Source organism: Frankia sp. CeRuru1 (assembly GCF_977966315.1).
Window position 1 is genome coordinate 1 of record NZ_CDWWEW010000130.1, and the last position, 12,544, is coordinate 12,544.

The 12,544-nt window shown below is 73.1% G+C and carries 15 protein-coding genes; 10 read left to right on the forward strand and 5 right to left on the reverse strand.

The features are described from left to right. The coding region (locus AC08OP_RS11580; protein ID WP_476614198.1) for a GNAT family N-acetyltransferase at positions 1-1,233 on the forward strand (1,233 nt) is incomplete at its 5' end. A gap of 37 nt (positions 1,234-1,270) precedes the next feature. Here the strand turns inward: AC08OP_RS11580 and AC08OP_RS11585 are convergent. Beyond that, positions 1,271-2,068 carry an SDR family NAD(P)-dependent oxidoreductase gene (locus AC08OP_RS11585; RefSeq protein WP_476614199.1) on the reverse strand — a complete coding sequence of 266 codons (798 nt, stop codon included), beginning with the start codon at positions 2,066-2,068 and terminating at the stop codon, positions 1,271-1,273. Between the two features lie 579 nt (positions 2,069-2,647). Between AC08OP_RS11585 and AC08OP_RS11590 the strand changes: the two genes are divergently transcribed. After that, positions 2,648-3,598, forward strand: coding sequence for a hypothetical protein (locus AC08OP_RS11590; RefSeq protein WP_476614200.1), 951 nt, complete (start codon positions 2,648-2,650; stop codon positions 3,596-3,598). Between the two features lie 20 nt (positions 3,599-3,618). Here AC08OP_RS11590 and AC08OP_RS11595 read toward each other — a convergent pair whose 3' ends face one another. Further along, positions 3,619-3,891, reverse strand: coding sequence for a hypothetical protein (locus AC08OP_RS11595; RefSeq protein ID WP_476599476.1), 273 nt, complete (start codon positions 3,889-3,891; stop codon positions 3,619-3,621). Between the two features lie 263 nt (positions 3,892-4,154). Here AC08OP_RS11595 and AC08OP_RS11600 point away from each other — a divergent pair, with 263 nt between their 5' ends. Continuing rightward, positions 4,155-4,616, forward strand: coding sequence for a TM2 domain-containing protein (locus tag AC08OP_RS11600; RefSeq protein ID WP_476614201.1), 462 nt, complete (start codon positions 4,155-4,157; stop codon positions 4,614-4,616). On the opposite strand, the gene AC08OP_RS11605 is transcribed toward AC08OP_RS11600, so the two are convergent. After that, entirely contained in the window at positions 4,601-5,176 is a 576-nt protein-coding gene (locus AC08OP_RS11605) for a TetR/AcrR family transcriptional regulator (RefSeq protein WP_476614202.1), read from the reverse strand. The genes AC08OP_RS11600 and AC08OP_RS11605 overlap by 16 nt on opposite strands. 103 nt (positions 5,177-5,279) lie before the next feature. Here AC08OP_RS11605 and AC08OP_RS11610 point away from each other — a divergent pair, with 103 nt between their 5' ends. The 7 genes from AC08OP_RS11610 to AC08OP_RS11640 all read left to right on the forward strand — a co-directional run bounded on the left by AC08OP_RS11610 (position 5,280) and on the right by AC08OP_RS11640 (position 11,230). Next, a complete protein-coding gene (locus AC08OP_RS11610; protein ID WP_476614203.1) occupies positions 5,280-6,680 on the forward strand; it encodes an MFS transporter in 1,401 nt (466 codons plus the stop codon). Positions 6,681-6,736: 56 nt separating this feature from the next. Further along, a complete protein-coding gene (locus tag AC08OP_RS11615; protein ID WP_476614204.1) occupies positions 6,737-7,282 on the forward strand; it encodes a metal ABC transporter solute-binding protein, Zn/Mn family in 546 nt (181 codons plus the stop codon). Further along, positions 7,279-8,025 (forward strand): metal ABC transporter ATP-binding protein, encoded by a 747-nt coding sequence (locus tag AC08OP_RS11620; protein ID WP_476614205.1) that lies wholly within the window; start codon positions 7,279-7,281, stop codon positions 8,023-8,025. Before AC08OP_RS11615 ends, AC08OP_RS11620 begins: the two co-directional genes overlap by 4 nt. After that, on the forward strand, positions 8,022-8,915 hold the full coding sequence (locus tag AC08OP_RS11625) for a metal ABC transporter permease (RefSeq protein ID WP_476614206.1): 894 nt from the start codon (positions 8,022-8,024) through the stop codon (positions 8,913-8,915). Before AC08OP_RS11620 ends, AC08OP_RS11625 begins: the two co-directional genes overlap by 4 nt. 103 nt (positions 8,916-9,018) lie before the next feature. Next, on the forward strand, positions 9,019-9,219 hold the full coding sequence (locus tag AC08OP_RS11630) for a hypothetical protein (RefSeq protein ID WP_476593351.1): 201 nt from the start codon (positions 9,019-9,021) through the stop codon (positions 9,217-9,219). Next, entirely contained in the window at positions 9,216-10,205 is a 990-nt protein-coding gene (locus AC08OP_RS11635; RefSeq protein WP_476614207.1) for a CobW family GTP-binding protein, read from the forward strand. Before AC08OP_RS11630 ends, AC08OP_RS11635 begins: the two co-directional genes overlap by 4 nt. Beyond that, entirely contained in the window at positions 10,202-11,230 is a 1,029-nt protein-coding gene (locus AC08OP_RS11640; protein WP_476614208.1) for a WD40 repeat domain-containing protein, read from the forward strand. Before AC08OP_RS11635 ends, AC08OP_RS11640 begins: the two co-directional genes overlap by 4 nt. Before the next feature lie 187 nt (positions 11,231-11,417). On the opposite strand, the gene AC08OP_RS11645 is transcribed toward AC08OP_RS11640, so the two are convergent. Both AC08OP_RS11645 and AC08OP_RS11650 read right to left on the reverse strand, forming a co-directional pair. Continuing rightward, on the reverse strand, positions 11,418-11,642 hold the full coding sequence (locus AC08OP_RS11645) for a helix-turn-helix transcriptional regulator (RefSeq protein WP_476614209.1): 225 nt from the start codon (positions 11,640-11,642) through the stop codon (positions 11,418-11,420). Then, on the reverse strand, positions 11,639-12,046 hold the full coding sequence (locus AC08OP_RS11650) for a hypothetical protein (RefSeq protein ID WP_476614210.1): 408 nt from the start codon (positions 12,044-12,046) through the stop codon (positions 11,639-11,641). The genes AC08OP_RS11645 and AC08OP_RS11650 overlap by 4 nt, the downstream gene beginning before the upstream one ends. Between the last annotated feature and the right edge of the window lie 498 nt (positions 12,047-12,544).

A 12,544-nucleotide genomic window follows, 5' to 3' on the forward strand; every position in this document is an offset into this window, starting at 1 on the left:
CCCGACGGCCTGACGATGCGCCATCCCACCGCGGACGACCAGGGGCGCGTGCTCGCCGTCATGGACGACTGGTGGGGTGGCTTCCAGGGGGCCGCCGGGTCGATACAGCGCGCGCTGCTGCTGCCGCGGCTGTTCTTCCAGCACTTCACCGACAGCAGCTACCTGGTGGAACGTGCCGGCGACGGCCGCCTTGTCGCCTTCCTCGTCGGTTTCCTGTCGGCCTCGGCACCCGAGGTCGCCTACATCCACTTCGTCGGCGTCGACCCGGCGCGCCGCCGCGGTGGTATCGCCGGCGGTCTCTACCGGCGGTTCTTCCGGCTCGCCGCCACCCGTGGGGCCCGCCGCGTCGACGCGGTCACCAGCCCGGGCAACGCGACGTCGCTGGCCTTCCACACCGGCCTGGGTTTCCGGGTCGAACCCGGCGACACCATGATCGACGGTGTCCCGGTCCACTCCGACTACGACGGGCCGGGGCTGCACCGCGTCACCTTCACCCGGCCGTTGACCGCCGCCGACCTCGACGCGGCGGCAACGGCCTTCCCACGCCTGCCAACGCCGGCCGCGCACCCGCCGGCAGCGGCCCGGCTGCGCGGCGGCGACCTGCGGGTCTGCTTCCTCGGGGACTCCTTCGTCGCGGGCGTGGGCGACCCCGCCCACCTGGGCTGGGTCGGGCGTCTGGCCGCCCGCACAGAGGACGCCGGCGTGGCGCTGACCGCCTACAACCTCGGGATCCGGCGTGCCACCTCCACCGAGGCCCACGCCCGATGGCGGGCGGAGTGCCTGCCCCGGCTGGCCGAGGCGGAACACCCCCGGCTCGTGATCTCCTTCGGCGTGAACGACATGTTCGGCGTGAACGACATGACCGCCGAGGCCGACACCACGGACCCGGCGGCGGGGACCGGGACGGCCACCCGGGTCCCGCCGCGGGACTCGGTCGCCGCCCTGACGGCCCTGCTCGCCGAGGCCCGCCCCCTCATGCCGGTGCTGATGGTCGGACCGCCCCCGTCCGGTGATCCCGGCCGCGACGAGCGCGTCGCGGACCTCACCGTCCGCTACGCCGAGGTCTGCGCCGCCTACGACGTCCCCTACGTCGACGTGTTCCCCGCCCTGCGCCGCCGGCTGTCCTGGGCGCGTGAGCTCGCCGCCGGTGACGGCGCGCACCCCGCGGCGGGCGGCTATACGCTGCTCACCGACCTGATCTTCGGCCCGTGGTGGCGCTGGCTGGCCGGGTGAGGATGATCCCGAAACCGCCCGGCCTACCGGAGAGGTCCTACCCGCGAGAGCCGTCCGGGGCCGGGCGGACGGCGCGTTCGGCGATCCGGATCAGCGCCCGCCGCGGCAGCAGCCGCCCACCCCGGGCCAGCAGCGCGTTGCGCCGTCCGTCGACGACCGAGGGACGGCCGCGTTCGAGGGCACGCATCGCACTGGCCACCGCCTGCTCGGGGGAACGTTTGCGCCCGACGGCGGCGTCCTCGGTACCGACGACGTCGAAGAACGGCGTGTCGGTGGAGCCGGGGCACAGCGCGAGCACCCTGACCCCCGCCGGGCGGGCCTCGGCCCACAGCGCCTCGGAGAAGGACAGCACGAACGCCTTCGTCGCCGCGTACACGGCCATGTGCGCCACCGGCTGGAACGCGGCGATGCTGGCCACGTTCACGATGCTGCCGCGCCCGCGGTGCACCATCGCGGGCAGGAAGCGCGCGGTCAGCTCGACGACGGCGACACAGTTGAGCCGCACCTGCCCGACCAGCCGCGCCGCCTCGGCCCCGGCCACGTCGCCGTGCGTGGCGAACCCGGCGTTGTTCACCAGCACGTCGACCCCGCCCCCGGCGGCGGCGACCCGTTCGGCGACGGCGTCGACCGCGGCCGGCTCCGCCAGATCGACGGCGATCACCTCGGTGCGCACGCCGTGGCGCCGGGTGATCTCGGCGGCGTTCGCGCGCAACCGGTCCTCGCCGCGCGCGACGAGCACGAGGTCGGCGCCCCGGGCGGCGAACTCGCGGGCGAAGACGGCGCCGATGCCCGTCGACGCACCGGTGATCAGTGCGGTCTGTCCGCGGAAATCCACTGCCTCTCCCTACCACAGTTCTCCCTACCGGCAGGGTGGCCCGGCCACGGGGAGTCAGGGCTTGCCCCTGGCAGGTGGGTTATCCGCCTGTGAGTTATCTGACGGATCGCGGGTTGGCGGCGGCGGCGGGGTGTCGAGGGGACAGGATCTGGACCGATGGCTCGACGACCGGGAACACCGCGCCCCCCGACCTGCCTGGCCTGCCTGACCTGCGCCGCGGCCACCTCACCGGCGGGGGCGGGCACAGCGGGGGCGGACCCCGAGCTCGATCATCGGGAACGTCCGAACTGTCCGGGGCGGACCAGGAGCAGACTCTGATCAATCTGTCAAACCGCTGTACACCACCCCCCTCTTGCGCGGTAGCTTGCGACTGGTCACAGTGTTTGCCGGATCAGCTACGCACTGGGGTGAACCGTGCAGGTTCACCAGCATCATCGGCGTACAGCCGGCCGTGCCGACCGGCGGCGGCCCCAGCCACGGGACGACGCAACGAAGCATGGTCCCCGCCCGGTCGAACATCCGTCGCCGGGCTGTGACCGGTGCGCCACGAGGCACCGGCCGGAACGTGAGGGGATGGTCATGAACGGCATGGAACTGTCGCCCACCCGGGCCTCGGACCGGCTCGGTCTGGCTGCCGCTGGACGGGCCGCGGCGGTACTCTCCCGGGAGATCACGTTCGCCGATCCCGATCCGGTGACGCTCACCGAACTCGACGACCGGCTGCACCGGTACGCCACGACCCTGTTCTCCGCCCCGCACACGACGCTGGTGGGCCCGGTCATCGCCGACTGGCGGCGGGTCCAGGCCGCCCTGGGACGGCGGCTGTCCCCGACGGTGCACGCCGAACTGACCCGGGTCGCCGGCTACCTGTCGTTCTCCCTCGGGATGCTGGCCGTTGACACCGGCGACGACACCTCGGCGCGGCGGTTCGCGACCCTCACCGAGCAGTTCGCCGCCCAGCTCGACGACCGGCTGCTCACCGGCACCGCGCACAGCCTGGACGCGGCGATCGCCTTCGTCACCGGGCGCTACGCCGCCGCCCGCAACGCCGCGGCCAAGGCGGCCGCTGTCGACCATCCCTACCTGCACGGCTGGGCGGCGGCGGTGCAGGCCACCGTCGCCGCGGCCACCGGCGACGAGGCAGCCCTCGACGCCGCCCTGAACCGGCTGCGCAACCGGCCGACCGTGCTCGGCCTGCGCCATCCCGGCTGGCCCCCCTTCGACGAGGTCCGGGAGGCCTGCGTCGTCGCCGACGCGATGGCCCGCCTCGGGATGCCCGGGGCGCGTTCCGCCGCGTACACCGCGATCGACCTGACCACCCCGGCGACCCTCGACCGCGGCTGGGCGCTGGCGTCGCTCGCCGCCGCCACGCTGCGCCGTGATCCCGCGGTGGCCGAAGCCGCCCTCCTCGAGGTGGAGGACATCCTCGACAAGCGCCCGTCGCGGGTGCTCACCCTGAGGACGAACGAGATCCTGATGCTCACCTCGGCACACGCCGAGCGCGCCTCGCGGCGGGCCGGCGCCGCCTGAGCCGAGCCCGGGGGAGCAGGTCACCGGGCCGGCCGGCCGGCCGCGGCGCGCAGCCGCGCACCGCGGCGCACGAGCAGCCGTTCGGCCAGCGCGTCGGCGCGTTCGATGTCCTCGAGGGTGGCCCGCGTGCGCCGCTCGACCTCCAGGACCGCCGCCAGCAGCTCGGCGGACAGCCGGGTGCGGGCGGCGACCCGGGCGACGCTGGGCGGCAGCACGGACGCGCTGCCCGGCGCGGTGGGTACGGCGGGCCGGGTGGTGGTGGTCGGACGAGAAGTCAGATGCGCCAGAGTCACACTCCAGTGATATCGCGGCTGGTACGCACCGCAACGTCTTGACTTCTCGGCGAATCCGGGGATCAGCATTGCCCCACAGGGCATCCACAGGGTCGCGGCAGGTTACCCACCGGCTTGTCGACAGGTTTATCCACATAACGATCTTTGTGTGGTAAACGTCACATTCCCGAAGGCCGGGATGCCGGTCGCGGTTCCGGTATTCCGGTCCATGCACGTAACCGGATGATCCTGTTACGGTGTGCACCGACAAGATCGGGGGCCACATGGCAGGGTGGGACGATCCGCACCGGCAGCCGCAGCAGCCTGGGCCGGCCGGATACTACGAGCCGTACGGGCACGAGCCGTACGGACAGCCGCCGCGGCCGCCTCATGGCCAGGCCGGCGGGCCGGGCCCGACGCCGTACCCGATCGGCCCGCCGCAGCCTTTCCCGGGTCCCGGCCCGGGCCAGGGTTACCCGCCGGTGCCGCCGGTACCGCCGAAGTCGGTCGCGGTCGCGCTGCTGCTGACCTTCCTGTGGCTGGGCGTGGGCCACATCTACGCCGGCAGGACCACCACGGGTGTCGTGCTCCTGATCGCCGACCTGTTCCTGTGGATGTTCTCCTTCTTCATCGTCACACTGATCATCACCGTTCCGGTGTGGTTCATCGTGTGGGTGATCGCCATGGTCAGCTCCGCCTCGGCGGTCCAGGAGTACAACACCCGGCTCGGCTACCCGCGCGGCTGACCACCGCGGGCGAGCAGGGCGTCCACCAACCGGCGGGCGTCGGCGAGATCGACCGGGTCGGCGACGAACAGGATGCGGTACATCATCGGTGCCATGACCCCCTCGACGATCTCACCGACCCCGGGGGCGGGTTCACCGCGACGCGCGGCCCGTTCGACGATGACCCCGATCTGCTTGCGGATGTACAGGTCGCAGCAGCACGCCGGCCGGTCGTCGCCACAGGAAGCGACCAGGTCGCGCAGGAACGCCCGGCCCGTGGGGGAGGACATCTCCTCCAGGTACTGCTCGCAGTAGGCGGCGAGATCGCCGCGCAGCGACCCGGTGCCCGCCGGCGGGGTCTCCGGGCGCAGCCGCTCGGCGGCGACGTCGGCGAGCAGCTCGGTCAGGTCCCCCCAGCGCCGATAGACGGTAGAGGCGGTCACCCCCGCCCGGGCGGCGACCAGCGGCACCGTGATCTCGTGCCGACCCCGCTCGGCCTGCAGCGCGCGCACCGCGGCATGCACGGACTGCTGGACCCGCGCGCTACGCCCCCCGAGCCGCGGACCCTCGGACGGACTCACGCATCCAGCCTAACGCACATCCTTTGCGTTAACGTCGGGCCGAGGGTACCGTCGGGCGCTAACGCAAAATCTTAGCTTTAGCTGTCCGGTGAAGGGAAACCCGATGTCCTCCCAACCCATCGCCACCGGCCTCCCCGCCGACCAGGCCGGCCAGACCAATCAGGCCGGCCAGGCCGGCGCCGCCGGTACCGGCGGCGGTGGTGGGAGCCCGTCCTCGGCGGCCTCCGCCCCGGTACCGGCGGTGGCCCTGCCGCGGCAGGCCGCGGCCCGCGACGCCCCGCCCGACCCGGGCACGGCGCCCCACCGGGGCAGGCTGTCCCCGCGCGCCGGATTCCTCCTGCAGACGTCGATGATCGGCTCGTTCCTCGCCGCGTCCTCGGCCCCCACCCCCCTCTACCCGGTCTACCAGGCCCGCTGGGGGTTCTCCCCGATCACCGTGACCGTCGTGTTCGCCGTGTACGCGCTGGCCGTCCTCGCCGCGTTGCTCACCGTCGGAGCCCTCTCCGACCACATCGGGCGCCGTCCGGTGCTGCTCACCTCCTCGCTGCTGCTCGCCGCCGCCCTCGCGGTGTTCGCCACCGCCGGCGGGGTAGGGGAACTGACCATCGGCCGCGTTCTGCAGGGCCTGGCGACCGGCGCCGCCAGCGGCGCCCTCGGCGCCGGCCTGCTCGACCTCGACCGGGCCCGCGGCACCCTGGCCAACGGAGTCGGCCCGTTCACCGGCCTGGCCCTGGGTGCCCTCGGGTCCAGTCTGCTCGTGGCCTACCTGCCCGCTCCCACCCGTCTGGTCTACCTGGTGCTGTGCGCGATCGTGCTCGCCCAGGCGGTCGGGGTCGCGGCGATGCCCGAGACCGCACCGCGCATCCCCGGAGCGCTCGCGTCGCTGCGCCCGACCATCGGCGTACCCGCCGCCGCCCGCCGCGACCTGCTGATCGCCGCCCCCTGCCTGGTCGCCTCCTGGGCCCTGAGCGGGTTCTACCTCTCCCTCGGCCCGAGCCTGGCCCGTCTCGTCGTCGACTCCCGCTGGGTCGTGCTGGGAGGTCTCGCGGTCTTCGCCATCACCGTGACCGCGGCCCTGACGGTGCTGCTCGTGCGCGACACCGCCCCCCGCACCGTGATGTTCCTCGGCGCCCTGGGCCTGCTCGTCGGCGTCGGTGTCACCCTGCTCGGCGCGGACCTTCCCTCCACCCCGACGTTCTTCGCCGGCACCACGCTGGCCGGTATCGGTCTCGGCGCCAGTTTCCAGGGCGGCCTGCGCGTCCTGATCCCCCTGGTCGCCCCGCACGAACGCGCCGGCCTGCTCTCGACCGTCTACGTGCTGTGCTACCTCGCCTTCGGCGTCCCCGCGGTCGTCGCCGGCTACCTGGTCACCCACCACGGGCTGCTGCCCACCGCCCGCGGGTACGGCCTGGTCGTCATGGCCCTCGCCGCGCTGGCGCTCCTCGGCCTGCTCACCCGGGCCCGGCGCCCGGCGGCCCTCGGCCGGCGAATCCGGGGGACCTGAGTACGGTCCGCGGTCCCCGACTCCACCTGCAGTCACCCGGTAGAGTATTGTTGAAAATGGTTTTTGTTTCTGGCGACAAGGACCCACATGTCTGGCTGGATCCGGTGCGGATGAAGGCGATGGCCGGCGTGGTCGCCGCCGCCTACACCGACGCCGATCCCGAGCACGCCGCGGGCTACCGGGCAAACCTGGCCACACTCGGGCGTGATCTCGACGGGTTGGGCGCGGCTCTGCGGGCGGGCCTGACCGGCTGCGCGCAGACGGCGATCGTGACCTCGCACGCCGCGTTCGGGTACCTGGCCGACCGGTACGGGCTGCGGCAGATCCCGATCGCCGGGTTGTCGCCGGACGCGGAGCCGGACGCCAGGACCCTCGCCGAGATCACCGACACGGCCCGGGCGGCCGGGGTACACACGGTGTTCTTCGAGGAGGCGCTGCCACCCGATCTGGCCAGGACCGTCGCCACGGCGATCGGCGCCCGGGTGGACCTGCTCGCCGCGTTGGAGTTCGACCCAGGCAAGGCGTTGGGTGCCGGTCAGGACTACCTCAGCGTGATGCGCGGCAACGGGCAGCGCCTGCACACCGGCCTGGAGTGCCGGTGAACCCGCCGGTGCTGCAGGCGCGCGGCCTGACCGTGCGGTACGGGCGGGTCACCGCGATCGAAGACGTGGACGTGGCCCTGGCGGCCGGGGAGCTGGTCGCCCTCGTGGGGCGCAACGGCGCCGGCAAGTCCACCCTGCTGCGCGCCCTCGCCGGCCTCACCCCCCACGAGGGCACCGTCACCCGCCAGGCGACGGCATGCCACCACCGGCGCACCGAACTGCGGGGGGCGAGCGAGGTGCGGGTGGCGTTCGTGCCGCAACGCGCCACCCCGCGCTGGGACCTGCCCATCTCGGTCCGCCAGGCGGTGGCGACCGGCCGGCTTTCCCCGCGGCGGTGGTGGCGGCGGCCAGCCGCCGCGGACCGCCGCGCCATCGAGGCGGCCCTGTTACGCATGGATCTGCATTCCCTGGCGGACCGGCCGGTGGGCGAGCTGTCCGGGGGACAGGCGCAGCGGCTGCTGCTGGCCCGCGCCCTGGCGCAGGAACCGGACGTGCTGCTGCTCGACGAGCCGTGCGACGGCCTGGACGCCGCGAGCGTCAGCGCGTTGCTGGCCGCGCTGACCGAGCTGGCCACCGGCGGCATCGCGGTCTGCTGCGCGCTGCACGAGCTGCACCTGGCCCGTGGCCTGTTCGACCGGGCAGTGGTCATCGACCGGGCGGTACTCGCCGACGGGCCCGCCGGCCAGGTGCTGCCCGCCGGCGCCCCGCTGCCGGTCGCGGCCGGCCGCGGGGCGCCGGCGTGAGTGGCCTCGGCTGGCTGACCGGGCCACTGGGGTACCCGTTCATGCAGCGCGCCCTGGTCACCACCCTGGCCGTCGGCGTGGCCGCACCGGTCGCCGGGGTGTGGGCCACCAGCCGCCGCCTGGTGTACCTGACCGACGCGATGAGCCACGCCATCCTCGCCGGCGTCGCCGCCGCCGCGCTGCTCGGCGCCTCCCTGCTGGCCGGCGGGCTGGTCGCGGCGGCGGTGATGGCGCTGCTGGTCGCCGTGCTGGTGGTCCGGGCTCGGCTGCCGGAGGACAGCGCCATCGGGGTGGTCGGGCAGGGACTGTTCGCCCTCGGGGTGATCGGGGTATCGCAAAGCACCGAGCCTCGTGCCCTCTCGCACGTGCTGTTCGGCAACCCGCTGACCGTCACCACCACCGATGTGATCATCGAGTTGGCGGTCGCCGCGCTGGTCGTCGCCGCGGCCGCGGGATGCCTGCCGCTGCTGGTCGCCACCACCTTCGACCCGGGCCACGCCCGCACCCTCGGCGTGCGCACCGGCCTGGTCGACACCGCGGTCATCCTCGGGCTCGGCCTCGTAGTCGTGATCGGCCTGACCACCGTCGGAGTCCTGATGGCGCTGACGCTGTGCATCGCCCCGGCCGCCGCCGCCCGGCTGCTGTCCAGCCGCCTGCACCGCGTCCTGCTGCTGGCCGCCGGCCTCGGCGTCACCGCCGGGCTGGTCGGGCTGCTGGCCAGCTACCACCTCGGCCTGCCCGCCGGCCCCGTGGTCGGGGTGCTCGCGGTCACCGAGGTCGCCACCGCCGCGCTGACCCGCGCCGCCCGCCCCGGCACCCGCACCGGCCATGGGCGTGTGCCGCTGGCCGGCTGCGACCAAACCACCACCGGCCAAGGGAGAACATCCTGACCACCAAGCCGACAACCCCACTGGCCGCCCCATCCGCCCCGCCGGCCGGCCCGACGGCACCGGCCGGGCCAACGCCGCCGCCCTCAAGGCGGTCGTCCGCGACATGCTGCTGCTGGACGACAGCCACACGGTGGTCATCCAGCAGCTGGCCTGCGCCGAGCCGGGCTGCCCACCTGTGGAAACCGTCATTGCCGTGCTGTCCGCGGGCGCGCCGACGCGCCGCTGGACGCTGCACCAGCCGATGGCCGAGCTGACCGCCGAGTCCGTTCGCGCCGCCCTGTCACCCGAAGGAGAAAAAGAATGACTGATACCCGGGTACCCGTCACCGTGCTGACCGGTTTTCTCGGTTCCGGCAAGACCACCCTGCTCAACCGCATCCTCAGCGAACAGCACGGCCTGCGCATCGCCGTCATCGAGAACGAGTTCGGCGAGCTCGGCGTCGACGACGCCCTCGTCCTGGACGCCGAAGAAGAAATCTTCGAGATGAACAACGGCTGCATCTGCTGCACCGTGCGCGGGGATCTCATCCGCATCCTCGGCACGCTGATGCGCCGCCGCGACCGCTTCGACCGGATCCTGGTGGAGACCACCGGCCTGGCCGACCCCGCGCCCGTGGCGCAGACCTTCTTCGTCGACGACGAGATCCGCGGCCAGCTGCGCCTGGACGCGATCATCACCCTCGTCGACGCCAGGCACATCCTCACCCACCTCGACGAGGTCAAACCCGACGGGGTGGAGAACGAGGCCGTCGAGCAGGTCGCCTTCGCCGACCGCCTCGTGCTCAACAAGACCGACCTGGTCGACCCCGACCAGCTGGGCGGCATCCAGACCCGGCTGCGGCAGATCAACGCCCTCGCCGACATCATCCCGGCGCAGCACGCGAAGATCGACCTGGCTGCCATCCTCGACGTCGGCGCGTTCGACCTCTCCCGCGTCCTGCAGACCGACCCGCAGTTCCTGCAGAGCACCGACCACCAGCACGACGCCACCGTCACCTCGGTCGGCATCGACACCCCCGGTGACGTCGACATCGACAAGCTTAACGCCTGGCTCGGCAAGCTCCTCGCGAACAAGGGCGTGGACATCTTCCGGTCCAAAGGCATCCTCGCCCTGGCCGGCAACGACCGCCAGTACGTCTTCCAGGGCGTGCACATGCTCTTCGACGGCGACACCTGCCGCCCCTGGCGCGAGAACGAACCACGCACCAACCGGCTGGTCTTCATCGGCCGCAACCTCGACCGCGCCGAACTGGAGGCCGGGTTCACCGCCTGCCTCACCACCGCCGCATGAGCACCGCGACCATCGAAGCCCCGCTGTGGCAGGCCAGGATCGACGAGACCCCCGTCGCCGTGAGCGCGGCCGGCGGGCTGCTCGCCGTGGCCGGCGCCGACGGGACCTGCGCCATCCACCAGGCCGACACCGGTGAGCCCGCCGCCTCCCTGTCGGTCGACGGCGGCCTGCTCGACGCCGCGTTCTCCCCCGACGGTGCCCACCTGGCGCTGACCGGCCCCACCGGCTACCGGCTGTGGCACACCACCGGCCAGCAGCACAGCCCGTCCGGCACGGCCGGCTGGTCCGCCCGCGCCCGCTGGTACGGCGCCAACCGGGTGGCGGTCGCCTGCGGCCGGCACGTCCGGGTGCACGCCGCCGACGGCAGCCTGCTGTGGTGCACCGGCCCGGCGCCCAGCACCGTCACCGACCTCGCCTGGCTGCGGGCGGGCCGCGAGGTCGTCGCCGCCGCCTACGGCGGCGCCTACCGCTACGCCCGGCACAGCACCGACCCGGTCGAACACCTGCGCTACCCGGGCTCGCACCTCGCGATCGCCGTCGGCGCCAACGACCGGTGGGTCTGCACCGGCAACCAGGACCGCAGCGTGCACATCTGGCGCACCCGCGACCGGCAGGACCTGGAGATGCCGGGCTACCTGGGCAAGGTCACCCAGCTGGCGTTCGACCCCACCGGGCGATGGCTCGCCAACAACGGCGCCCCCGACGTCACCGTCTGGGACTTCGCCGGCAAAGGCCCCGGTGGCAGCAAGCCCCGGCTGCTGCGCGGTCACGACACCATCACCGCGCTCGCCTGGCAGCCCGCGACCGGCGCCGGCCTGGCCACCTGCGGCGCCGACGCCACCGCCGCGCTGTGGCGCGTCACCGCCGCCGCGCCCGGCCGCCCCGCCCGACCGGCGCACCGGTTCGACCTCGACGCCCCGGCCACCGCCCTCACCTGGCTCGACCAGCGGCGCATCCTCATCGCCACCCGCGCCGGCACCCTGTACGCGTTCGACACCGGCGCCTACCTGGAAGGCGGCCGTTAAGGAGGGTCTGACCTGCCCGGCCTCCGGCCAGGCGGGAAAACCGCGCTCGTGCTGGTCGACCTCCAGCACTGGATCGTCGCCATGCCATGGGCTCCGATTGCGGGCGCAGCCGTCGTCGACGCCTGCGTCCGACTGCGCGACGGCCTGGCCGGGACCGGGACGAAAACCGTGCTCGTAACAGTCGAGCTCAGGGCCGGTCGGTGGCGGTGGTTGTCCCTGACCGGTCGGGGATGAAGATCTCCTCGATGGCCAGGCTGAAGATGTCGGCGAGGGTGAAGGCCAGGAGAAGGCTGGGGTCGTACCGTTCGGTCTCGATCGCGTTGATGGTCTGCCGGGATACCCGGCATCGGTCGGCCAGGTCGGCCTGGCTCCACCGGCGTTCCGCCCGCAGCACGCGCAGCCGGTTCTTCATCGGCGTAGACGGGTGCGTAGCTCTGCGATCAGCAGCCACATCGCCACGCCGCCGATGGTGATTATCTGGGTGAGCTGGCGTAGCTGGACGATGCCGGCGGCGTCGAGCAGGGCGGCTAGCTGAAGCCCTACCAGGACTGCCGCGAAGGCAATCGCCATACTCTCCAGTTGGATCTTGCGCTGGTACTCGTCGGCGCGGCGGAAGGCGCGCAGCAGTACCCATGCCACGGCGAGCGTGAACGCGCCGCTGACCCCCAGCCACCAGGCTTCCTGGGCGGCGGTCTGGTCGGGGTCGCTGCCCAGGGCCAGAGCGATCCCTCCGAGGGTGGCGACGGGGAGACCGTCCAGGAAGATCGCCCTGCGGGCGGCGCGTGTCACGTTGTCCTGCCGCATCTTATCGATCATGGCATGAATGTAAAGCTGACTTTCCATCAAGTCAAGTTTGCTTGTCATAGGCCGCCCTGGGCGTCGATGCAGAAGGAAACGGTTACGTAGGCGTACCCGTATCCTTGGGGAGGAGTGAGAGGAGACCGGCGTGGCCGACGCCACCACGCGGCTGGACGCCGAACTCGACCGTCGCCTGGGCCAGGATCAGGCGACGGCCCAGTGACGGGCACCCTGCACGTCGTCCTCGACGACGCGGCCATGGTCGCCGCCGGGCACGGCAACGCACTGGCCTCCCGCCTGATCCACCGCGCGCGCACCGAACCGGACTGGTACCTCCTGGCCGTCCTCGACCTCGCCGGGCTAAGCCGCGGCCCGGTTCTAACGCCGCCAGGGGGAACGCGACCCGGGGCGCGGCGCCGGCTCGGTCGCCGCCCAGATCCGCCGCCACCGTGCGGTCGGAGTGTTCGGGGCGCCACGCAGCCGCGCGGAGACCGCCGCCGACCCCGTGGCCCCACC

Excerpts from the sequence above, each read along its gene's own strand:
- AC08OP_RS11590 (WP_476614200.1), top strand. The coding sequence starts at position 2,648 with ATGAACGGCATGGAACTGTCGCCCACCCGGGCCTCGGACCGGCTCGGT.
- AC08OP_RS11600 (WP_476614201.1), top strand. The coding sequence starts at position 4,155 with ATGGCAGGGTGGGACGATCCGCACCGGCAGCCGCAGCAGCCTGGGCCG.
- AC08OP_RS11610 (WP_476614203.1), top strand. The coding sequence starts at position 5,280 with ATGTCCTCCCAACCCATCGCCACCGGCCTCCCCGCCGACCAGGCCGGC.
- AC08OP_RS11615 (WP_476614204.1), top strand. The coding sequence starts at position 6,737 with ATGGTTTTTGTTTCTGGCGACAAGGACCCACATGTCTGGCTGGATCCG.
- AC08OP_RS11630 (WP_476593351.1), top strand. The coding sequence starts at position 9,019 with ATGCTGCTGCTGGACGACAGCCACACGGTGGTCATCCAGCAGCTGGCC.
- AC08OP_RS11635 (WP_476614207.1), top strand. The coding sequence starts at position 9,216 with ATGACTGATACCCGGGTACCCGTCACCGTGCTGACCGGTTTTCTCGGT.
- AC08OP_RS11640 (WP_476614208.1), top strand. The coding sequence starts at position 10,202 with ATGAGCACCGCGACCATCGAAGCCCCGCTGTGGCAGGCCAGGATCGAC.
- AC08OP_RS11645 (WP_476614209.1), bottom strand. The coding sequence starts at position 11,642 with ATGAAGAACCGGCTGCGCGTGCTGCGGGCGGAACGCCGGTGGAGCCAG.
- AC08OP_RS11650 (WP_476614210.1), bottom strand. The coding sequence starts at position 12,046 with ATGATCGATAAGATGCGGCAGGACAACGTGACACGCGCCGCCCGCAGG.